Source organism: Flexivirga sp. YIM B11880, from assembly GCF_058148645.1.
In genome coordinates this window covers 1-21,495 of sequence record NZ_JBMAMH010000021.1, presented here as the reverse complement: position 1 = coordinate 21,495, position 21,495 = coordinate 1, and the positions used below count along the sequence as shown (strand labels likewise).

18 protein-coding genes and 1 pseudogene are annotated in these 21,495 nt (G+C 68.7%); 11 read left to right on the top strand and 8 right to left on the bottom strand.

From position 1 onward, the window contains the following. Positions 1-31 precede the first annotated feature (31 nt). On the top strand, positions 32-1,630 hold the full coding sequence (locus ACN8HC_RS18780; RefSeq protein ID WP_490076377.1) for an ABC-F family ATP-binding cassette domain-containing protein: 1,599 nt from the start codon (positions 32-34) through the stop codon (positions 1,628-1,630). Between the two features lie 309 nt (positions 1,631-1,939). Beyond that, the gene (locus ACN8HC_RS18775) at positions 1,940-3,817 is read left to right on the top strand and encodes an ABC transporter ATP-binding protein (protein WP_490076376.1); all 1,878 of its coding nucleotides are present in this window, start codon (positions 1,940-1,942) and stop codon (positions 3,815-3,817) included. A gap of 12 nt (positions 3,818-3,829) precedes the next feature. Here the strand turns inward: ACN8HC_RS18775 and ACN8HC_RS18770 are convergent, their stop codons facing one another. Then, positions 3,830-4,633, bottom strand: a complete 804-nt coding sequence (locus ACN8HC_RS18770) for an SURF1 family cytochrome oxidase biogenesis protein (protein ID WP_490076375.1) — start codon at positions 4,631-4,633, stop codon at positions 3,830-3,832. Positions 4,634-4,666: 33 nt separating this feature from the next. Here ACN8HC_RS18770 and moaA point away from each other — a divergent pair, with 33 nt between their 5' ends. Beyond that, on the top strand, positions 4,667-5,683 hold the full coding sequence (gene moaA, locus ACN8HC_RS18765) for a GTP 3',8-cyclase MoaA (RefSeq protein ID WP_490076374.1): 1,017 nt from the start codon (positions 4,667-4,669) through the stop codon (positions 5,681-5,683). Here the strand turns inward: moaA and ACN8HC_RS18760 are convergent. Further along, positions 5,680-5,910, bottom strand: coding sequence for a hypothetical protein (locus ACN8HC_RS18760; RefSeq protein WP_490076373.1), 231 nt, complete (start codon positions 5,908-5,910; stop codon positions 5,680-5,682). The two genes, moaA and ACN8HC_RS18760, sit on opposite strands and share 4 nt — an antisense overlap. Before the next feature lie 9 nt (positions 5,911-5,919). After that, on the bottom strand, positions 5,920-6,219 hold the full coding sequence (locus tag ACN8HC_RS18755) for a DUF3099 domain-containing protein (RefSeq protein ID WP_490076372.1): 300 nt from the start codon (positions 6,217-6,219) through the stop codon (positions 5,920-5,922). 118 nt (positions 6,220-6,337) lie between these two features. Here ACN8HC_RS18755 and ACN8HC_RS18750 point away from each other — a divergent pair, with 118 nt between their 5' ends. Genes ACN8HC_RS18750 through ACN8HC_RS18740 form a run of 3 tightly spaced genes read left to right on the top strand, consistent with a single transcriptional unit; the run spans position 6,338 to position 10,078 of the window. Further along, a complete protein-coding gene (locus ACN8HC_RS18750; protein WP_490076371.1) occupies positions 6,338-7,048 on the top strand; it encodes a beta-ketoacyl-ACP reductase in 711 nt (236 codons plus the stop codon). 48 nt (positions 7,049-7,096) lie between these two features. Next, positions 7,097-7,864 carry an enoyl-ACP reductase FabI gene (fabI, locus tag ACN8HC_RS18745; protein WP_490076370.1) on the top strand — a complete coding sequence of 256 codons (768 nt, stop codon included), beginning with the start codon at positions 7,097-7,099 and terminating at the stop codon, positions 7,862-7,864. Positions 7,865-7,888: 24 nt separating this feature from the next. Continuing rightward, positions 7,889-10,078: a tetratricopeptide repeat protein gene (locus ACN8HC_RS18740; protein ID WP_490076369.1), complete on the top strand. Its 2,190-nt coding sequence runs from the start codon at positions 7,889-7,891 to the stop codon at positions 10,076-10,078. A 126-nt stretch (positions 10,079-10,204) separates the two neighbouring features. Here the strand turns inward: ACN8HC_RS18740 and cphA are convergent, their stop codons facing one another. Genes cphA through glgC form a run of 4 tightly spaced genes read right to left on the bottom strand, consistent with a single transcriptional unit; the run spans position 10,205 to position 16,493 of the window. After that, a complete protein-coding gene (gene cphA / locus ACN8HC_RS18735; RefSeq protein ID WP_490076368.1) occupies positions 10,205-13,063 on the bottom strand; it encodes a cyanophycin synthetase in 2,859 nt (952 codons plus the stop codon). 43 nt (positions 13,064-13,106) lie between these two features. After that, on the bottom strand, positions 13,107-13,991 hold the full coding sequence (locus ACN8HC_RS18730; protein WP_490076367.1) for a cyanophycinase: 885 nt from the start codon (positions 13,989-13,991) through the stop codon (positions 13,107-13,109). Further along, positions 13,984-15,246 (bottom strand): phosphoserine phosphatase SerB, encoded by a 1,263-nt coding sequence (gene serB, locus ACN8HC_RS18725; protein WP_490076366.1) that lies wholly within the window; start codon positions 15,244-15,246, stop codon positions 13,984-13,986. The genes ACN8HC_RS18730 and serB overlap by 8 nt, the downstream gene beginning before the upstream one ends. Then, complete coding sequence (glgC, locus tag ACN8HC_RS18720) at positions 15,243-16,493, bottom strand: glucose-1-phosphate adenylyltransferase (RefSeq protein ID WP_490076365.1); 1,251 nt, start codon at positions 16,491-16,493, stop codon at positions 15,243-15,245. Before glgC ends, serB begins: the two co-directional genes overlap by 4 nt. Positions 16,494-16,534: 41 nt before the next feature. Between glgC and glgA the strand changes: the two genes are divergently transcribed. Next, positions 16,535-17,734 carry a glycogen synthase gene (gene glgA, locus ACN8HC_RS18715; protein ID WP_490076364.1) on the top strand — a complete coding sequence of 400 codons (1,200 nt, stop codon included), beginning with the start codon at positions 16,535-16,537 and terminating at the stop codon, positions 17,732-17,734. On the opposite strand, the gene ACN8HC_RS18710 is transcribed toward glgA, so the two are convergent. Beyond that, positions 17,723-18,475, bottom strand: a complete 753-nt coding sequence (locus ACN8HC_RS18710; protein WP_490076363.1) for an Rv1486c family protein — start codon at positions 18,473-18,475, stop codon at positions 17,723-17,725. The genes glgA and ACN8HC_RS18710 overlap by 12 nt on opposite strands. Positions 18,476-18,560: 85 nt before the next feature. Here ACN8HC_RS18710 and ACN8HC_RS18705 point away from each other — a divergent pair, with 85 nt between their 5' ends. The 4 genes and pseudogenes from ACN8HC_RS18705 to ACN8HC_RS18690 all read left to right on the top strand — a co-directional run. Beyond that, positions 18,561-19,373 (top strand): ABC transporter ATP-binding protein, encoded by an 813-nt coding sequence (locus ACN8HC_RS18705; RefSeq protein WP_490076362.1) that lies wholly within the window; start codon positions 18,561-18,563, stop codon positions 19,371-19,373. Between the two features lie 14 nt (positions 19,374-19,387). Then, entirely contained in the window at positions 19,388-20,155 is a 768-nt protein-coding gene (locus ACN8HC_RS18700) for a sulfite exporter TauE/SafE family protein (RefSeq protein ID WP_490076361.1), read from the top strand. Between the two features lie 112 nt (positions 20,156-20,267). Then, complete coding sequence (locus ACN8HC_RS18695; protein WP_490076360.1) at positions 20,268-21,080, top strand: TrmH family RNA methyltransferase; 813 nt, start codon at positions 20,268-20,270, stop codon at positions 21,078-21,080. Between the two features lie 112 nt (positions 21,081-21,192). After that, a pseudogene (locus ACN8HC_RS18690) lies at positions 21,193-21,495 on the top strand (hypothetical protein); the annotation flags it as partial.

Below are 21,495 nucleotides of genomic sequence, written 5' to 3'. Positions count from 1 at the left end.
GGCGCTCAGTCATGTGTGAGAAAGGACGATCGTGATCACCGCACAGGGGATCGAGTTGCGTGCGGGTTCACGGATCCTTCTGGAGGAGGCGACCTTCCGGGTCGCCGCCGGTGACCGGGTCGGTCTGGTCGGGCGCAACGGCGCCGGCAAGACGACCCTCACCAAGGTGCTGGCCGGTGAGGCACAGCCCGCGGCCGGCACGGTGACGTCGTCCGGTGCCATCGGCTACTTACCGCAGGACCCGCGCACGGGTGACCTGACGATGGTCGCGCGGGACCGCATTCTGTCGGCGCGCGGACTGGACGTCGTCATACGGGACCTGCGCGCCGCCGAGAAGGCCATGGCCGACGAGAACGACGAGAAGCGTGAGCGGGCGATGCGCCGCTACGCACGCCTCGACAACGAATTCATCGGCAAGGGCGGGTATGCCGCCGAGTCCGAGGCCGCGTCGCTGGCGTCGTCCCTCGGACTGCCGTCCCGCATTCTGGACCAGCCGCTGGAGACGCTGTCCGGTGGCCAGCGACGCCGGGTCGAGCTCGCCCGGATCCTGTTCTCCGGTGCCGAATCGCTGCTGCTCGACGAGCCGACCAACCACCTCGACGCCGACTCGATCCACTGGCTGCGGGACTACCTGAAGACCTACTCCGGCGGGTTGATCATCATCAGCCACGACGTCGAGATGCTCGACGAGGTCGTCAACCGGGTGTTCCACCTGGACGCCAACCGGGCGGCGATCGACCAGTACAACGTCGGCTGGAAGACCTACCTGCAACAACGGGAGACCGACGAGCGCCGCCGGCACCGCGAGCGGCAGAACGCCGAGAAGAAGGCGTCCGCACTGCTCGCCCAGGCCGAGAAGATGCGTTACAAGGCGACCAAGGCGACCGCCGCGCAGAACATGATCCGCCGTGCCGAGAGGATGCTGCAGGGTGCCGAGGGGCAGCGGCAGCAGGACAAGGTCGCCAAGCTGCGCTTCCCGACGCCGGCGGCCTCCGGCAAGACGCCGCTGATGGCGGAGGGGCTGTCCCGGTCCTACGGCTCGCTGGAGATCTTCACCGACGTCGACCTGGCCATCGACCGTGGCTCCAAGGTGGTGGTGCTCGGGCTCAACGGTGCCGGCAAGACCACCTTGCTGCGCATCCTGGCCGGCGTGGACCAGCCGGACACCGGCGAGGTGAAGCCCGGCCACGGCCTGAAGCTCGGCTACTACGCCCAGGAGCACGAGAACCTCGACGTCGATCGCACGGTGCTGGAGAACATGAAGTCCGCGGCGCCGGACCTCGACGAGACGGAGACCCGCAAGGTGCTGGGTTCGTTCCTGTTCAGCGGCGACGACGTGCAGAAGCCGGCGCGCGTGCTGTCCGGTGGCGAGAAGACGCGGCTTTCCCTTGCCCTCCTTGTGGTTTCGGCCGCCAACGTGCTGCTGCTGGACGAGCCCACCAACAACCTCGACCCGGCCTCCCGCGAGGAGATCCTCGGTGCGTTGCGCGCGTTCGAGGGAGCCGTCGTGCTCGTGACACACGATCCCGGTGCGGTGGAGGCGCTGGAGCCGGAGCGGGTGTTGCTGCTGCCGGACGGCGTCGAGGACCTGTGGGGGCCGGACTACGCCGATCTCGTGGAGCTGGCGTAACGCGTCGTCGGGCGGGCCGTGTGGAAGTCGCGACGGTCGCGAGTTGTGGGCGGGTTTTCGCGAGATTGTGCACATAACTCGCGACGGTCGCGAGGTGTGTGCGTGTAGGGCGGTATGGCGTGCGGAAGTCGCGACGGTCGCGAGGTGTGTGCAGCGGTGCACCGTGTCGCCGGCGTCCGGCATACATCAGCGACCGCCGTTGTTGCCGACTGACGGCGAATCGCTCGAATGACGGTGTGATGGCATCGTCTTTCGGCGAGGAAGCCATCGTTGACGGAGAATGGCGTGGCGTGACGGCCGAGGAGGACGATGAGCAACTGGCAGGTGCTGCACTCGCTGACCCGCGAGTCCACAGACGGCTCCAAACTGAAGCCCGGGACGTCGCGGCGGGTGCTCGGCTATGCCCGTCCCTACCGCGGGACGATTTCGACGTTCCTGGTGCTCGTCGTCTTCGACGCGCTGCTGGTGATCGCAACACCGTTGATTCTCAAGGAAATCGTCGACAAGGGAGTCGGTGACAAGAACACCGCTCTCGTCGTCTGGCTGGCAGCGGCGGCGGGTGTGGTCGCGGTCGTCGACGCGGCGCTCGGTGTGGTCGAACGCTGGCTGTCGGCGACGTTGGGGGAGGGGCTCATCTATGACCTGCGTCGCGAGGTCTTCGGGCACGTGCTGCGCCAGCCGATCGCGTTCTTCACTCGGGCGCAGACCGGTGCGCTGGTGACACGGCTCAACTCCGACGTCATCGGCGCACAGCAGGCCTTCACCTCGGTCATGTCCAACGTGGTCTCCAACCTGGTCAGCGTTCTGGTGATCGTCGCCGCGATGGCGGCGCTGTCCTGGCAGATCACCCTTGCCGCGCTGGTGCTGGTGCCGTTCTTCCTCATCCCTACTCGCATCCTCGGCCGCCGGCTCGCCGGCCTCACCCGTGGGCAGATGATCGAGAACGCCGACCTCGGCGCGCGGATGACCGAGCGATTCAACGTCGCCGGTGCGCTGCTGGTGAAACTCTTCGGCCGGCCGGCCCAGGAGGACCGGGAGTATGCCGAGCGTGCTGCCAAGGTGCGTGATTTCGGGATCAGCATCGCTGTCCAGCGCGCGATCTTCCTGGTCGGCCTGACCCTGCTCGCGACGCTCGCCACTGCCGTCGTCTACGGCATCGGCGGCGTCATGGCCGTGCACGGCGCGCTGACCATCGGCACGCTGCTCGCTCTGGCGGCCCTGCTCGGTCGGCTCTACGCACCGCTGACCCAGCTGTCCAGTGTGCGCGTCGACGTGATGACCGCACTGATCTCCTTCGAGCGGGTCTTCGAGGTACTGGACCTGAAGCCGCTGGTGGCCGAAAAGGCAGCTGCCCGAGCGCTGCCCGCCGGTCCGCTCGGCATCGAGTTCGACGACGTCGTGTTCCGCTACCCGACCGCGGAGCAGGTCTCGATCGAGTCGCTGCAGACGGTCCTCACTCGTGACAAGGGCGGTGGATCGACGGTGCTGCAGGGCATTTCGTTCAGCGCGCAGCCCGGCCAGATGATCGCACTGGTGGGCCCGTCCGGAGCCGGTAAGACGACGACCATCGGGCTGGTATCCCGGCTCTACGATCCGACGTCGGGCGCTGTGCGGCTCGGCGGCGTGGATCTGCGCGACGTCACCTTCGACTCCTTGCGCGACCGGGTCGGCGTCGTCACGCAGGAGGCGCACATGTTCCACGACACGATCCGTGCCAACCTGCTCTACGCCAAGCCGGACGCCACCGACGCCGAGCTCGAGCGGGTCCTTCGCGAGGCGCAGGTCTGGGAGCTGGTCAGCCGGCTCCCGTACGGCCTGGACACGATGGTCGGCGACCGCGGACACCGGCTCTCCGGCGGTGAGAAGCAGCGGCTGGCGATCGCCCGGCTGCTGCTGAAGGCGCCGTCCGTCGTGGTGCTCGACGAAGCCACCGCGCACCTGGACTCCGAATCCGAGGCGGCGGTTTCACGCGCGCTCGACTCGGCGCTGGAGGGACGCACCTCGATCGTCATCGCACACCGCCTGTCGACGGTGCGCGACGCGGACGTGATCCTCGTGATGGAGGAAGGGCGCATCGTGCAGCGCGGCACCCACGAGGAGCTACTCGCCGCCGGCGGCACGTATGCCGACCTCTATCACACCCAGTTCCGCGACACACCGGCCGCGAGTCCCGTTCCCGCCGACTGACCGGCGCTCGACCTACTGGTACTCGTCTTCCTCGTCCCAGATGCGGACCTTCTTCGGCTTCTTGGGGCGGGTCTCGTCGTCGGCCAGTTCCTCCCGGCGCAGTCGTACGACATAGAAGACCAGTCCGGCGACCGAGCCGAACCACCACTGCAGCGCGTAGCTGAGATTGATCCCGGCATACTCGCCCGGCGACGGCTTCTCGAGCGGCGCCAAGCCGCGCCGGTTCTGCGCCGTTGACGGTTTCTCCGAACGCATCAGCACGTAGCCACCGGTGAGCAGCGGCTCGCCGGTGAGCTGTGAGATCTGGCCGAGGTTGATCGAGTTGACCTGGCCGGGCACGGACTTCTTGTCCTTGACCGCTTCGCCGGGACGGAGCCAGCCGACGACGGTGATCGTGCCGGTCGGCGCCGGCGGGACGGCGGACGGTCCCGCCGCCGTGCGCCCGTTGTTGATCCAGCCGCGGTCGACCAGCACCGTGGCGCCGTCCGATTGCTGGAACGGTATGACGACCTCGTAACCGTAATAACTGTTGTTCGGCCGGTTGCGGACCAGCAGGCGGCCGGCGGGGAGGTAATGACCCTTGAGGACCACCTGTTTCCAGGTGTCGTCCGGGGTCAGCACACTGTGCCGGTCCGGCAGAATCGACGCAATACCAACGGCTTTGGCGTTGTAATTGTCGTTGAGCTGGTGCTGGGACAGCTTCTTCCCCTCATAGCGGTGCCACTGCCAGCGGCCGAGGAAGACACACGCGACGGACCACACCACGGCGACCAGCAACCACGCCAACCAGCGTCGGGTGAGGAACCTGCGAAGCACACCCCGACCGTAACCGGCTTACCCTGGACACCTATGAGCAGCCTCGACACTCCCGGCACCGGCCTGCCGGACACCTTCGGCCGCACTGCGACGGACCTGCGGGTCTCGCTGACCGATCGCTGCAACCTGCGCTGCACCTACTGCATGCCGGCCGAGGGACTCGACTGGCTGCCGCGTCCGGAGATGCTCACGGACGACGAACTGGTCCGGGTCATCGACGTCTTCACCCGGCTCGGAATCCGCTCCATCCGGCTCACCGGTGGTGAACCGCTGCTGCGTCGTGGCCTGCCGGATCTGATCCGCCGGATCGCCGCCTTGGAGCACGCGCCGCGGATCGCGATGACCACCAACGGCATCGGCCTGGATCGGTTGGCACAGCCGCTCGCCGAGGCCGGGCTGCAGCGCATCAACATTTCGCTCGACACCGTGGACCCGGAGCGCTTCAAGGAGCTCACCCGCCGCGACCGGTTCGCCGACGTCGAGCGCGGCATCAAGGCGGCGCAGGACGCCGGCCTCCACCCGGTCAAGATCAACGCGGTCGCGATGCACGACCCGAGCGGGCGGGACAACCCGGCTGACCTGCTCCAGTGGTGTCTGGACCGGGAGCTGCAGCTGCGCTTCATCGAGCAGATGCCGCTCGACGCCGGCCACACCTGGGAGCGCGACCGGATGCTGACGGCCGCGGAGCTTCGGGAGCGCCTGGGGGAGCGGTTCACCCTCACGCCGCAGCCCGACGAGGCACGGGGCAGCGCCCCGGCGGAGCTGTTCCTCGTCGACGGCGGCCCGGCGACGGTGGGTGTCATCGCGAGTGTCACGGCGCCGTTCTGTGCGGCCTGCGACCGGGTGCGGCTGACCGCCGACGGTCAGGTGCGCAACTGTCTGTTCGCACGTGACGAGAGTGATCTGCGCGCCCCGCTGCGGGCCGGTGCGAGCGACGAGGAACTCGCTGACGTCATACGGGCGAACATGCTGGCCAAGCGCCGCGGGCACGGCATCGGCGAACCCAACTTCCAGCAGCCCGACCGCCCGATGTCCGCCATCGGCGGCTAGTCAATCCCCACGATTTCGTCGATCGGGACGACCTGGATCGGGAAGCCGCGCAGCGACAGGAAATCCGAGAGCGTGCTGCGGTGCTCGTCGCAGGCGAGCCAGGTTTTCTGCCGATCCTCGGCGTGGATCCTCGGGTTGCGCCACAGCACTGCGTATGAGGCGTCGCGACGGCAGCCCTTCGCGCTGCACTGGGTGGGCCGGGCCGGCTCCGGACGGGAAAGGTTCACGAGGCGTGGTTACGAGCGCGGGCCGTGCAGCTGCTGCCGCGGGGACAACGGGCGCTGCCGGCCGCGCACCGCACGACGCTTCTGATTGGCCGCGTTCGCGCCGATGACCGCGACCTCCGGCAGCAGCACGGCCAGTCCCACACAGACCCAGCGCAGCGGGCCGCCGAGGAAATAGGCGAGCACGAAGGCCGCGGTGCGGATGCCCATCGCGATCGCGTAGTTGCGCATCCGGGTGTCGAGGTCGTGCTTGCCCGGCAGCGGCAGGTCGGTGGCTGACTGCACAGGTTGGTGTTCGTTCGGGCGGGGCACGTTTTCCAGTCTAGGCTTCCGCTCCGTGCACGCCGTGCGCGCTACCGGGAGGTAGTCGAATAGCCTGTCCTCGCCGCGCCCGTCCGGGCCGGGCAGAGCAACGTCAGGAGATGCCCAGATGCCGCAGAACGTGCTGATCACCGGAGGAAACCGAGGGATCGGCCGGGCGATCGCCGAAGCGTTCGTCGCGGCGGGCGACGACGTGGTGGTCACCTCGCGCAGCGGCAGCGACGGCCCGGAAGGTGCCCTCACCGTGGCCTGCGACGTGACGGACACGGCCTCGGTCGACGCGGCGTTCAGCGCCGCGGAGGAGCACTTCGGCGGACCCGTCGAGGTGGTCGTGGCCAACGCCGGCATCACCCAGGACACGCTGCTCATGCGGATGTCGGACGAGGACTTCGACACGGTCGTCGACACGAACCTCGCCGGTGCCTTCCGCTGTGCACGGCGCGCCACCAAGGGCATGATCCGCCGCAAGGGTGGCCGGATCATCTTCGTTTCCAGTGTGGTCGGCCTGTTGGGGGGACCGGGTCAGGTCAACTACGCCGCGTCCAAGGCGGGTCTGGTCGGTATGGCGCGCTCGATCGCACGAGAGCTCGGCAAGAAGGCCATCACCGCCAACGTGGTTGCCCCCGGCTTCATCGACACGGACATGACCAGGGCGCTGCCGGAGGCACAGCGCAAGGCGTACGTCGACTCCATCCCGGCAGCGCGGCTGGCGGAGCCCGACGAGGTAGCGCAGGTCGTGCGCTTCCTGGCGAGCGACGCGGCGGCATACATCAACGGCGCGGTGATTCCCGTCGACGGCGGCCTCGGCATGGGCCACTGAGCGTCATCCATTCACTGACGGCAACGACGAAGACAACGAGGAGACGACGTGGCAGGCATCGTCGAAGGCAAACGACTGTTGATCACCGGCATCACGATGGAGTCGTCCATCGCGTTCCATGTCGCGAGGATCGCCCAGGAGCAGGGCGCAGAGGTGATCCTGACGTCGTTCGGGCGCGTCATGCGGATCACCCAGACGATCAGCAGACGGCTGCCGACCACGCCGGAGCTGTTCGAACTCGACGTGACCGATCAAGGTCAGCTGGACAGCCTCGCGAGCCGGCTGCAGGACGCGGGTGTCGACTCGCTCGACGGTGTCCTGCACTCCATCGGCTTCGCGCCGCCCGGAGCGTTCGACTTCATGGCCGGCACCTGGGAGGACGCGGCGACGGCGTTGCAGGCCTCGGCATACTCCTTGAAGTCGCTTGCCGTTGCTGCACTTCCGTTGATGGGCGCAGGTTCGTCACTGGTCGGGCTGACCTTCGATGCGAAGTTCGCCTGGCCGGTCTACGACTGGATGGGTGTGGCGAAGGCGGCCTTCGAGTCGACCAACCGCTATCTCGCGCGTGACCTGGGACCGAAGGGCATTCGTTCGAACCTGGTGTCGGCCGGGCCGATCCGGACGACGGCCGCGAAGTCCATCCCCGGCTTCGAGCAGTTCGAGCAGGTGTGGGGCGAGCGGGCACCGCTCGGCTGGGACATCACCGATCCCGGTCCGGCCGCCCAGGCCTGCGTGGCTCTGATGTCCGACTGGTTCCCGGCGACCACCGGCGAGATCGTGCACGTCGACGGTGGCGTGCACGCGATGGGGCAGTAGCCGGCCGCACTAGCATCTTCGGCTATGAACACGTCGGCCGGCGTCCGCGTCGTCGGGGCGCGGATCCTGCGTGGCCCCAATCTGTATTTCACCCGTCCGGCGGCCAAACTCACCCTCCGGCTGCCCGGATATCTGGCTGCCGACGCGGCGCAGCTGCGCACCCTCGCGCGCGACATGGGCGTACGCGCCCGGGACGCGGGCGAGCCGGGCAGTGAGGCCCGCCGGGGCTTCGTGGGCCGGCTGGTCGAGCGCGCGATCCGGCTGGTCATGCGCGAAGCGGGTGTTGTCCGGATCGGCGTTCGAGTGCGGCCCGGGGACGCCCCCGACGAGATCGTGGTGGTGTGCGCGCTCACCAACGCGGGCCGGGCCGAGGCGGTTGCCGACGTGCTCGGGCCGTTGCTCGTCGACCTGCTCGACGGTGCCCCGGTCGACGAAACCGTTGCTGCCGCAGGCGATCGGGTGCGCGTCGCGCCGCTCGGTGAACGAGTTCGGCCGCTGCGCGCGAAGGTCCCGGTCGTTGCGGTCACCGGCACCAACGGCAAGACCACCACGACCCGGCTGATCGCGCACCTCGGTATGACGGCCGGGCTGCGCACCGGCTGGAGTTCGACCGACGGTGTGCTGGTCCAGGGGGAGGTGATCGACACCGGGGACTATTCGGGTCCCGGTGGCGCGCGGGCCGTGCTCGGAGCCCCCGGTGTGCAGTTCGGCGTGCTGGAGACCGCGCGCGGCGGGATGTTGTGGCGCGGGCTCGGCACCGCCCACAACGACGTCAGCGTGGTGACGAACGTCAGCCCGGACCACCTGGGGATGGACGGGATCGACACCCTCGACCAGCTGGCCGAGGTCAAGGCGATCATCACCAAGGTGACCAAGCCCAAGGGATGGGTCGTGCTCAACGGCGACGACCCGCGGGTCTGGGCGATGCGCACCTCCGCCAGTGGGCAGCCGTGGTGCTTCAGCCTGGACCCGGAGTCGCCGTCCCTGCGCGAAGCGTTGGAAGCGCACGGCCGCGGGATCACCGTGCTCGACGGGGACATCACCGTGCTGCTCCCCGGCGCGTCGCCGGATCGTCTGGTGAATCTGCTGGACGTGCCGATGACCCTGTCCGGACTGTCCGAACACAACATCGCGAATGCACTGGCGGGTGCCGCGGCGGGTCTCGGAGCCGGGCTGCCCCGGGAGGCGGTGGTCGAGGGCCTGCGGACCTTCACGCCGGACTATCGGCTCAACCCTGGCCGGATGAACATCTACACGGTGACCCTGCCGCAGGGCGGGACGGCGACCGTCATCCTCGACATGGCGCACAACGAGGGCGGCCTGGAGGCGCTGTTGCGGGTCGGCCGCGGCCTGGTCCGCCCCGGATCCCAGCTGCAGTTGGGGTTGGGCACCGGTGGTGACCGGACCGACGAGATCCTCATCCGGATGGGTGAGCTGGCCGGACTGGGCGCAGATCGGGTGCAGATCCAGCACAAGGAGCACTATCTGCGTGGCCGGTCCATGGAGGAGTTGGAAAGCTTTCTGCGACAAGGCCTTTCACGCGTCGGAGTCATCCCGACGGCGTCGTGGCCGGATGAGTTCAGTGGACTGACCGGATTGCTGGGCGCCGCCCACGACGGGGACGTGCTCGCGCTGATGACGCACTCGGACCGGGCCAAGCTGCATCAGTGGCTGATGTCGCACGGTGCCACCGCGGACGATGCCGCGACTGTCCGGCGCAAGGTCGTGGCGGCACGCGGCGAGCACGAAGCCGAACGCGAGATCGCCGAGCTGTGGGAATTGGACGACGACGCTGCGCGCATCGAGGCCGCGGTGGCTCTGCACCAGCGGTTCCCGAAGGACGGTCGGGTCCTTTACGAGCTGGCCGGTGCCTATGACTCCGCGGGCCGCGAAGCTGAGGCACTCCAGTGGTACGAGCGGGCGCTCGACAGCCGGATCGACGAGCCCTACCGGCATCGCGCGCTGATGCAGCAGGCGTCGACGCTGCGCCATCTGGGGCGCTTGGAGGAATCCCTCGCCATACTCGACAGACTGGCTGCGGACTATCCGGACAACGTCGCCGTCGTGCTCTTCCGTGCTCTCACCCTGCACGATCTCGGCCGTGACGCCGAGGCGTTAAAGGCAACGGCAAGCCGACTGGTGGCCTCCAGCGCCGAGCCCGACGTGCAGCGCTACCTGCGATCGCTCACGCGGTTCACTGCTGAGATCGAGTGACGGGCAGCCCGGCCGTTATACACATCGCGCGCCACACCGCGCGATGTGTCGGACCGGGATGGCTGGCTACATCGCCGGTATGCCGAGCGCGCGCCATACCGTGCGATGTGTCGGACGTCGAGCCACTCAGACGGTGCTGGCCGTCGGCGCGTCCTCGCCCTCGCCGACCGCCTCGCGCCATTCACTGTCCTCCGCGGCCGACGCCTCGGCGGCTTCGCTGACCAGTTGCTGTGGATCCAGGTCGGGGTCGCCCGGTTGTTCGTCGTCGGTGCGAGCGCCGGCATTGGCTTGGTGGGTAAAGCTTTCCAGCTCCGCAAGCACGGCGGCGTGCTGGTCGACGCACAGCATCACCAGATCGCCCGGGTTGGCCAGATGGACCGCGTGCCGGGTGGCCGCCAGTTCGTTCAGGACCGTGAACACCTGCCGGCAGCGCGCGCCGGCGGCCATCGCCTCGCGGACACCTTCCTCCACGAGCGCAGCGGCCGCGCCCGGCTCCCGACGTCGCAGGTTCTCGTCCTCGCGCAGGATCAGGACGTCGAAGTACTGCGCCGCTGCGCGTCCCAACTCGCGGATGTCGTCGTCCCGACGGTCGCCGGCCGCGCCCACCATGCCGATCCGCGAGATGCGGTGGTCCGCCGCACCCTGGCGCTGGTCGACATACCCCTGCACGAACTCCCCGAGCCGGTGCATGCCGGGCGGGTTGTGGCAGTAGTCGACGAAGACCTCCGCGTGGTTGACCTCGACCCGGTTGAGCCGGCCGGGGGAGAGGTAGTAGGTCGTCGTGAACGTCCGCAGACCCTGTCGGATGTCGTGCAACGGCGCACCGGCCGCGAACGCCGCTCCGGCCGCGGCGAGCGCGTTGGCGACGTTCATCCGGGCGGTGCCCCCGAACGTCGACGGCAAGAGGTGCGTCCAGGCCAACGGCATCGACCGGCGGCCCTGCTTGAGCACGATCATCTCGCCGCGGTCCGACGGCTCGAGCACGACGGCGCGAGCGCCCCGGCGGCACTTCTCATCGATGAAATCACGCACCCGGCTGCCGGGCGGCTCCATCGAGAACCACACGATGGTGCCGGAGCAGCGGCGCCGCATCGCCCGGACCAAGGAGTCATCGGCATTCAGCACGGCATAGCCGTCGCGCGGAACCGCTTCTACGACAACAGCTTTCACCCGTGCGAGCTGCTCCAGCGTGTCGATGCCGTGCATGCCGAGGTGGTCGGGCGCGATGTTGGTGACGATGGCGATGTCGTTGCGGTCATAGCCCAGGCCTTCCCGGAGTATGCCGCCGCGCGCGACCTCCAGCACCGCGAAGTCGACCCGGGGATTCTGCAGAACCATCCGCGCCGAGCGGGGACCGGAAGCGTCGGCCTTGATGACCAGCCGCTCGTCGATCACGATGCCGTCGGTCGACGTCATCCCGACCTTGCGGCCGAGGCCTTTCATGATGTGCGCCAGCATCCGTGACGTCGTGGTCTTGCCGTTGGTGCCGGTCACGGCGACGATCGGCACGCGCGACGGCGAGCCGGGCGGGAAGAGCAGGTCGACGACCGGCTTGGCGATGAACTGCGGTTCGCCGACGGTCGGATGCGTGTGCATACGGAAGCCGGGTGCTGCGTTGACCTCGCAGATCGCGCCGCCGGTTTCCCGGACCGGCGCAGTGATGTCCGGGCAGATGAAGTCGATGCCCGCGACGTCCAGGCCGATGAGTTGCGCTGCCTCCTCGGCGATCTCGACGTTGTCGGGGTGCGCGTCGAAGGTGCGGTCGATCGAGATGCCGCCGGTCGACATGTTGCCGGTGAGCGCGAGTTTGACCATCTCGTCCTTCACCGGCACGTCGGTCATTGCGTAGCCCTGCTCGCGCACCAGCTCGATCGCCGCATCGTCGACGGCGATGCGGGTCAGGACCTTCTCGTGACCCACCCCGCGGCGTGGGTCGGCGTTGGTGATGTCGACGAGTTCGGCGACCGTGTGGGTGCCGTCGCCGATCACGTGCGCCGGGACGCGCTCGGCGATGGCCGCCATCCGGCCGCCGATGATCAGGCAGCGGTAGTCCTTGCCGGTGATGAACGACTCGACCTGGACGACACCGCGGCGGCTCTGCTCGGCCGCGAGCGGGAACGACCGCAGCACCTCCTCCTCGGACCGGAGGCCGAGGATCACGCCGCGCCCGTGGTTGCCGTCCAGCGGCTTGATCACCACGGGGAAGCCGATCCTGCGCGCTGCCGCGGCGGCGCCTTCGGCGGTGCGCACGGTCACGGCCTTGGGCACCGGCAACCCGGCCGAGCCGAGCAGGGTGGCGGTGAGGTTCTTGTCGCCGGCGATGTCGACGGCCAGCGCCGGTGTCCGGGAAGTCATGGTGGCCCGGATGCGTTGAGCGTGCACGCCCTGGCCGAGCTGCACCAGGGAGTGCTGGTTGAGCCGCGTCCACGGGATGTCACGGCTGACCGCCTCGTCGATGATCGCGGCGGTCGACGGGCCGAAGGCGGTGCGCGCGGCGAGCCGGAGGAACTGGTCGAGCTCGGCGGCGAAGTCGAAATCCGCTGTGCGAACGATCAGTTCGTTGACCATGCGGATCGCAAGATCGCCCGCGGCCACCCCGACGCCCTCGTCGTAGAAGCCGAAGATCACGTTGTAGAGGCCGGGCCGGTCCTTCTCGCCGCGGGTCTTGCCGCGGCGCAGGTCGTGTCCCGCCTCCTGCTGGAGTTGCAGCGCGACGTGTTCGGCGACGTGGCCGAGCCAGGTGCCCTCACGCAGGCGCTCGACGAAACCGCCGCGGTGACCGCGCGAGCAGGTGTGCTCGGCGAGGCCCGGCAACCACTCGAGCAGCGCGTCGGTGAAGCCCGGCAGCGTGTTGGTCGGATGGTTCTCCAGCTCACCGAGATCAACGAGGAGGTGGACCGCCTGGCCGTAGTCCCAGACGTTCGGACCGCGATAGACGCGCGACCGCAGGACCTTCAGCTGCCCGTTGATCGGTGGCTGCTCCATCGACCGTCTCCTCTCGTGGTGGCTGTATGACGGGTGGAGTGTCTCACCGCCGCAGTGCGGCAGCAGCGGTGGCTGTGTCGTGCCGATCGCGGCTGGTGGAGACGGCCAGATCGGCATACTTCTCGTCGAAATCGGTGAGCGTCGCCGACTCCAGGTCGAACGTCGCACCGAACGGCAGCGTGTGCACGATCGCGCCGGTGACCAGCAGCGGCGCGTCACGCTCGGCCTCATGGGCGTCGGTGACGGCGGTGCGCGCGTCCACCACGAACACCGCGCCCGAGCCGACCACGGTCAGCTCCGTGCCGTCGGTGATCTCGGCGGCCGTGTCCTCGTCGATGCCCATCCCGAGCAGGCTGGGCGACGACGCGACGAGCGAGAGCAACCTGCCGTAGCGGGCTCGCTGGTCGAAGTGCTGGTCGACGATGACGCCGGGCAGCAGGCCGAGGCCCGCGGTGAGCTGACTGGACCGCTGCCGGGGGGTGACGCCCTCGTCGCCCATCGAGATCATGAACCGGCTCATGATGGAGGCGCCGGCGGACGTCCCGGCGACGACGGCGCCCCTCTCGTAGGCGCGCTGGATCGCCGCGCTCAGCGGAGTGCCGACGATGAGCTGGCTGAGGCGCAGCTGGTTGCCGCCGGACAGGAAGATGCCGGTTGCCCCGTCGATGAGTGCCTGCAGCTCCTCGTCGCTGCTCTGTGCCCGGTCGCGCGGGTTGACCGCGTCGATCTGCGGGGCGCCGAGCCGCGAGAACACGGTCGAGTAGACCTCGACGACCTCCTCCGGCACCGAGGAGGCGGTCGGGATGATGACGATCCGGGACTTGCGGCCACCGGCCAGGCGCACGAAGCGCCGCAGGATCGTCACGCGACCGACCTTGTCCTCCGCACCCCCGATGATCAGCAACGACCGACGAGCAGGATCAGACATGAGGCGAGTCTAGGGAAGCAGCGCCGATCCCGTCGGACGTCTCATCGTCAGGGGCGATGCGGTCGGCCTCCTCGACGTCTTCTCGCGAGATCCCGAGCATGAACAGGACTGTGTCGAGGTAGGGCACGTTGACGCTGGTGTCCGCCTGCTCGCGCACGATCGGCTTGGCGTTGAACGCGATTCCGAGTCCCGCCGTGGCGAGCATGTCCAGGTCGTTGGCGCCGTCCCCGACCGCCACCGTCCGGGAGAGCGGTAGACCCTCCGCGGCCGCGAATCGCCGCAGCGCACGTGCCTTCTCGGCGCGATCGACGACCGTGCCCTCGACCCGGCCGGTCAGCTTCCCGTCACGCACTTCCAGCCGGTTGGCGTGTACGTGATCGATGCCGAGCTCGGCGGCGAGCGGACCGACGATCTCGAGAAAGCCACCGGAGACGACCGCGACCGAGAAGCCCAGCCGGCGTACGGTGCGGACCAGGATCCGGGCGCCGGGCGTGAGGCGCACGGCGCGTCGTACGTCCTCGAAGACCGACTCGTCCAGCCCCGCCAGGCAGCGCACCCGCTCGTGCAGGCTCTGCTCGAAGTCCAGCTCCCCGCGCATCGCCCGCTCGGTGACGGCGGCCACCTCGCGTTCGCGTCCCGCATGTGCGGCGAGGAGCTCGATCACCTCGTCACGGATCAGGGTGCTGTCCACGTCCATCACCAACAGGCGACGACCGCGACGGGCGAGGCCGCCGGGCGACACCGCGATGTCGATGCCGTGCTCGGCCGCGATCAACGCCAGGCTGCGCCGCAGCCGTGGGACATCCGCACCCGACAGGTCCAGCTCGATCGTCGTGACGGGGTCGCGGGACAACCGACGGATGCGGTCGATGTTGGCGTCCTGCCGGCCGATCGCTGCGGTCACGGCGGCCAGCCCGGCAGCTGCCAGGGGTGCTCCGAGCACCACCACGGAGGCTCGACCGGTGCGGCGGGATGGGTTGTCCCCGTGACCCGGCTCGACCGTCGCGGTGAGCCCGTGCCGCTCGGCCATCCGCTCGATGGCGGTCGGCAGGTTGTCGGCGCCGTCCCGCGGTCCGAGCAACGCCGTGAGGATCAGGCGGCCGCGCACCACGGCCTGCTCGAGATCGAGGACGACCGCTCCGGCGGCAGCGGCGACCGCCAGCAGGTCCGCGGACACCCCGGGCCGGTCCGTGCCGACGAGGGTCACGAGCAGGGTGGTGAATGACGGATTCTGTTGTCCGGCAGGCAGGTTCACGCCGGGATGACCGTGCCTTTGCCGACGACGACGATGCCGGAATCGGTGACGGTGAACCCACGAGCGCGATCCTCGTCGTGGTCGAGACCGATACTCGCGCCGGTCGGCACGTGGACGTCCTTGTCGATGATCGCGCGCTGGATGCGGCAGTGCCGGCCGATGTCCACGTTGTCCATCAGGATGGCGTCGTCGACCTGGGCGAACGAGTGCACTCGCACATTGGTGGACAGGATCGAGTTGCCGATCACCGATCCGCTGACGATGCATCCGGGGGAGACCATCGACCCGGTCGCCATCCCGCTGCGGTCCGAGGCACCGTGCACGAACTTGGCCGGCGGATAGCCGGTGTCCATGGTGCGGATCGGCCAGTCGTAGTTGTAGAGGTTGAAGATCGGATGGATCGACACGAGGTCCATGTGCGCGTCGTAGAACGAGTCGAGCGTGCCCACGTCGCGCCAGTAGCCGAAGTCGCGCTCGGTCACACCGGGGATCTCGTTGTCCCGGAAGTCGTAGGCGTAGGCATCGCCCTTGTCGACGAAGGCGGGGATGATGTTGCCACCCATGTCGTGCTTGCTGGACTCGTCGTCAGCGTCGGTGATCACCGCCTCCACCAGCGCGTCGGCGTCGAAGACGTAGTTGCCCATCGACGCGAGAACCTCGTGTGGTGAATCGGCCAGACCGACCGGGTCAGAAGGCTTTTCGCGGAACGCGCCGATCCGCTGGCCCTCGCCCTCGGCCAGCTCGATGACGCCGAACTGGTCTGCCAGCTCGATCGGTTGCCGGATGGCGGCCACGCTGGCGCGCGCACCCGACTCGATGTGCTGATCGACCATTTGGGCGAAGTCCATCCGGTAGACGTGGTCCGCCCCCACCACCACGACGATGTCGGGCTTCTCGTCGTGAATCAGGTTGAGGCTCTGGTAGATCGCGTCCGCGGAGCCGGCGAACCATTGTTTGCCGCGGCGCTGCTGCGCCGGCACCGGCGCGACGTAGTTGCCGAGCATCGTCGACATGCGCCACGCCTTGGCGACGTGCCGGTCCAGGCTGTGCGACTTGTACTGCGTGAGCACGACCATCCGGAAGTAGCCGCTGTTGGCCAGGTTGGACAAGGCGAAGTCGATCAGCCGGTAGATGCCACCGAACGGCACCGCCGGTTTCGCCCGGTCGGCGGTCAGCGGCATCAGCCGCTTGCCCTCGCCACCGGCCAGGACGATCGCCAACACAGAAGGTCCATTACGTCGCACCATGCACATAACTTAGAGGGCCGACTAGCGCTAGCGTCAGCCCTGTGAGAGTCGATCTGCTGACCAAGGAATATCCGCCGAACATCTACGGCGGTGCGGGAGTGCACGTTGCCGAGCTGGTGCGCGCCTTGCGCGGCGTGGGCGACGACGTCCGCGTGCGTGCTTTCGGCAGTCCGGTGGATGAGACGGGTACGACCGGCTATCCCGATCTGCCCGAACTCCGGGACGCCAATGCCGCACTTCGGACCATGGGAGTCGACCTCGCCATCGCGTCCGACTGCGCCGGTGCAGACATCGTGCACTCACACACCTGGTACGCGAACTTCGCCGGGCACGTCGCCTCGCTGCTGCACGGCATGCCGCACGTGGTGACCGCGCACAGTCTGGAGCCGATGCGGCCGTGGAAGGCCGAGCAGCTGGGCGGTGGCTACCGGCTGTCGTCATACATCGAGGGGACGGCGTATGACGGTGCCGCCGCCGTCATCGCCGTGAGCCACGGGATGCGCGCCGACGTGCTTGCGAGCTATCCGGGTCTTGACCCGGCGAAGGTGCACGTGGTGCACAACGGCATCGATTCCCAACTGTGGCATCGGGACACGAGTGACGAGGCGACGGCGACGGTTCGTGCGCACGGCATCGACCCGGCGCGACCGAGTGTCATCTTCGTCGGCCGGATCACCCGGCAGAAGGGCCTGCCCTACCTGTTGCGCGCCGCCGCGGAGCTGCCGTCGGAGGTGCAGCTCATCCTGTGCGCCGGGGCGCCCGACACCCCGGAGATCCTCGCAGAAGTGGAAGACCTGGTTGCCGAGCTCCGGAAGTCTCGATCCGGAGTCGTGTGGATCCCGGACATGCTGCCGCGTGCGGAAGTGATCGCGTTGCTCTCTGCCGCAACGGTGTTCGTGTGTCCTTCGGTCTACGAGCCGCTCGGCATCGTCAACCTCGAGGCCATGGCGTGCGGCTGCCCGGTGGTCGGCACCGCGACCGGCGGCATCCCGGAGGTCGTTGCCGACGGGGAGACGGGGTGGCTGGTCCCGATCGACCAGGTGACAGACGGGACGGGCACACCGAAGGATCCGGACAGGTTCGTCGCCGACCTCGCGTCGACTCTCACTGCCGCGGTCAGCGATCCGGCCGAAGCGCGCCGGCGCGGTGCGGCCGGACGGGAGCGTGCAGTGCGCGAATTCGGTTGGGACACCATCGCGCAGCGCACTCAGGAGGTCTACGCAGCGGTCTCAGGCGCGTAGCCCGGCGAGATGCAACGCCGCAGCGGTCGTGGCGTGGGCCATGGCCCGATCAGCCGCGGTCTGCAGCTCGCGGAGCGCCCGGTGCCGTCCGGCGTCGGAGGCGACGTCGATCGCGTGCGAGTGGTCGAGCGCGAAATCCGCAGCGGCTGCGACGGTTCCGGCGGTCTGCAAGATGCGGAGAGCTCTGCCGGGCAGGCCCGACGGCAGCCCCCATTCGCGCAGGGCGGTCACCTCGTCGGCCCGGGCGCGCAGGTTCGAGCCGGCGAACGGCCCGATGTCGAGTGACTCCAACGTGTTCGACGCCTGCGCGAGAGAGGTGCGCAGCTCGCGTTCGATCTGCGACTCGTGCAGTTCCTCCAGGCGATGCGTCGGGGTCGGTGAGCAGTCGTAGGCCGTGAGGCGCACCGTCATACCCTCGTCGCCCTGAGGCCCGAAGATCTCGACCGACGGCACCAGCGCGCCACCGATGGCCGGCACAAAGACGCATTCCCCGGATTCGGTTGCGGCTGCGTTGAGTTCGGGGTTGCCGCGCGGCATGCCGGAGACGTCGCCGGCACGCGGCAGAGCGCACGCCAGCACGCGCTCACCGAAGTCCTGCCACATCGCGAGATGACCGACATCGCCGGCCACGTGGTCGGCGTCCGGCAGCGCTTGACGGACCGCCTCCTCCAGGTCCAGGTGGCCGGCCCAGGCAGCGGTCACCCACAGGCTGAGACGCACGGCGGCAGGCAGATCGGGCATGGCCGCACCAGCGTATGCCGGACACAGAATCCCAAGGGACGACCGGTGCCGGCCCGACACACCCCACGCCGTAAGGTCTCTTCCCATGAGCGATGTGCTGGCACTCGCCGACGTGAGCGTCGTACGGGGAGACAAGCGGCTGCTCGACTCCGTCACCTGGGAGGTCGAGGAGGGCGAACGCTGGGTTGTGCTCGGGCCCAACGGAGCCGGGAAGACCACCCTGTTGCAGGTTGCCGCAGCGCGCATGCACCCGTCGTCCGGCGTCGCCGGCGTCCTGACCGAGGTCCTCGGCACCGTGGACGTCTTCGAGCTGCGTCCGCGCATCGGGCTGGCCTCCGCGTCCATCGCCGAGCGCATTCCGAACGGCGAGATCGTGGCCGACGTGGTCGTGACGGCGGCATACGGCATGCTCGGGCGCTGGCGCGAGCAGTATGACGAGCTCGACCACCAGCGTGCCGCAGAGTTGCTCGATGCCGTCGGGGCGGGGCATCTGGCCGCCCGGCGGTTCGGCACGCTGAGCGAGGGTGAGCGCAAGCGGGTGCAGATCGCGCGCGCTCTGATGACCGACCCGGAGCTGATGCTGCTCGACGAGCCCGCCGCGGGCCTCGATCTCGGCGGCCGGGAGGACCTGGTCATTCGGCTCGGCGAGATCGCCCAGGACGTCGAGTCGCCGGCGCTGGTGCTGGTCACCCACCACGTGGAGGAGATTCCGCCCGGCTTCACCGACGTCCTGCTGCTGCGCGACGGCAAGGTCGTCGCCGCCGGGCCCATCGAGGCAACCCTGACCGCCGGAAACCTCTCAGCCACCTTCGGTCTCGACCTCACCGTCGAGCAAGTCGGTGACCGATGGACGGCGCGTGCGGTGCAGCAGCCCCGCGGCCGGCACGCGGCAGGCTGATTTTCCCTGACCACATGTCGCTGACCCACATCCTGCTGATCGCCCTTGCGGGTGTCGCGGCCGGAACCATCAACACCGTCGTCGGCTCGGGCACGCTGATCACCTTCCCGACACTGTTGGCGTTCGGCTACCCGGCGGTGCCGGCCAACATCTCGAACTCGGTCGGTCTGGTCGCCGGCGGTGTCTCCGGGTCCTGGGGCTATCGCAAGGAAGTCGTGGGTGCGGGACCGCGGCTACGGCAACTCACGCCGATGTCCTTCCTGGGCGCGGCTGTCGGCGCGTTGCTGCTGATCTGGCTGCCGCCGTCCGCGTTCAAGACGATCGTCCCGACGTTGATCCTGCTCGGGATCGTGCTGGTGATCATCGGCCCCTGGCTGCAGCGCCGGGCGGCTGCGCGGCGACCCGACGAGTCTGCACCGATGTCGGGCGGCCGTCAGCTGATCCTGACCGGTGGCGTGTTCGTGTGCGGTGTCTACGGCGGTTACTTCGGCGCTGCTCAGGGTGTGCTGCTGATGGGCCTGATGAGCGCCCTGCTGCCGGACTCGCTGCAGCGACTCAACGGCATCAAGAACATCCTGAGCACGATCGTCAACTTCGTGGCTGCTCTGGTTTTCATCGCGGTGTCGTTCCACAACGTGCGGTGGAGCGTCGCGCTGCTCATCGCGATCGGTTCGATCATCGGCGGATTCATCGGCGCGAAGGTGGGCCGCAAGCTGCCGCCCTGGCTGCTGCGCGCGTTCATCGTGGTGGTCGGCGTCATCGCGATCGCGACGATGATCTGAGGTTCACTCCGTGGGGAGCGCATTGGGCTGCGACTGAATCGACGCCGACGCTGATCGTCGCGGTCCGACCGTGTCGCTGGTTCGCGGTGAGCGAGTCATAGGCTGATCCATCGTGCCGGTCATCGAGATCACCGATCCCAGCGACGAGCGGGTCCGCGACTACTTCCGGCTGACCGATGTCGCGCTGCGCCGCCGTCTGGAACCCGAGCACGGGCTCTACCTCGCCGAGAGCGAGAAGGTCATCCGGCGCGCACTCGGTGCCGGTCACCGGCCGCGGTCCTACCTGATGGGTCGGCGCTGGCTCACCGACCTCGCGGACCTGGTGCAGCAGGCGACGACGTCCGGCATACCCGTGTATGTCGCGGCCGACGACGTGATCGAGCAAATGACCGGCTTCCACCTGCACCGCGGCGCGCTGGCGTCGGTGCACCGGCCGGTCCTGCCGGCATACCAGGACCTCCTCGCGGCCGCCGGTCGTTCACGGATCGCGGTGCTGGAAGGGCTGGTCGAGCACACCAACGTGGGTGCGATGTTCCGGTCGGCGGCCGCGCTGGGTGTCGACGCGGTGCTGGTGACTCCGGGGTGCGCGGACCCGTTGTACCGTCGGTCGATCCGGGTCTCGATGGGCACGGTCTTCCAGGTGCCGTGGACGCGGATCGAGCCGTGGCCGAAGGGGATCGAGGTATTGCAGGAGCACGGTTATGTCGTCGCCGGTATGACGCTCGGCGAGGACTCGATCACCCTCGACGAACTGGTGGCCAGGGACCATCCGAAGCTGGCGCTGGTCTTCGGGACCGAGGGGCACGGGCTGACCGGCGCCACCGACCGCCTGCTGGACGTGCGGGTCAACATCCCGATGGCCGGCGGAGTGGACTCCCTGAATGTCGCCGCATCCTCGGCAGTCGCGTTCTACGCGACGAGGTAGCGGACGTTTTTTGGGTCAACGACGCGACCGTGCTCGCTGGCGTCGGGCGCCGGTGGGATTGGAACCGGCGGGTTCGGGGTACACCACATCCCGAATCTGACGGAGGCATGTCATGAACAGCACGACCTGGTGGATCATCATCGCGATCATCGTGGTGATCCTGATCCTCATTCTGATCGCGATCTGGCAGGGCAAGCGACGCACCGCCGCACGCCGTGACGAGGCGCAGCAGCTGCGGCACAGTGCCAAGGAGAACCACGGCACGGTGGTGGAGGCGCAGCAGCGCGCCGAGACAGCGGCGGCCGAGGCGCAGCGGGCCCGGGCCGAGGCCGAGGTGCAGCAGCGCCGCGCCGACGAACTCGAAAGGGAGGCCGGCCACCAGCAGAAGGCGGCCGCGGCCGTCGCACGGGATCGC

Excerpts from the sequence above, each read along its gene's own strand:
- ACN8HC_RS18700 (WP_490076361.1), top strand. The coding sequence starts at position 19,388 with ATGTCGCTGACCCACATCCTGCTGATCGCCCTTGCGGGTGTCGCGGCC.
- ACN8HC_RS18775 (WP_490076376.1), top strand. The coding sequence starts at position 1,940 with ATGAGCAACTGGCAGGTGCTGCACTCGCTGACCCGCGAGTCCACAGAC.
- ACN8HC_RS18740 (WP_490076369.1), top strand. The coding sequence starts at position 7,889 with ATGAACACGTCGGCCGGCGTCCGCGTCGTCGGGGCGCGGATCCTGCGT.
- cphA (WP_490076368.1), bottom strand. The coding sequence starts at position 13,063 with ATGGAGCAGCCACCGATCAACGGGCAGCTGAAGGTCCTGCGGTCGCGC.
- moaA (WP_490076374.1), top strand. The coding sequence starts at position 4,667 with ATGAGCAGCCTCGACACTCCCGGCACCGGCCTGCCGGACACCTTCGGC.
- glgC (WP_490076365.1), bottom strand. The coding sequence starts at position 16,493 with ATGGTGCGACGTAATGGACCTTCTGTGTTGGCGATCGTCCTGGCCGGT.
- ACN8HC_RS18730 (WP_490076367.1), bottom strand. The coding sequence starts at position 13,991 with ATGTCTGATCCTGCTCGTCGGTCGTTGCTGATCATCGGGGGTGCGGAG.
- ACN8HC_RS18705 (WP_490076362.1), top strand. The coding sequence starts at position 18,561 with ATGAGCGATGTGCTGGCACTCGCCGACGTGAGCGTCGTACGGGGAGAC.
- ACN8HC_RS18750 (WP_490076371.1), top strand. The coding sequence starts at position 6,338 with ATGCCGCAGAACGTGCTGATCACCGGAGGAAACCGAGGGATCGGCCGG.
- ACN8HC_RS18710 (WP_490076363.1), bottom strand. The coding sequence starts at position 18,475 with ATGCCCGATCTGCCTGCCGCCGTGCGTCTCAGCCTGTGGGTGACCGCT.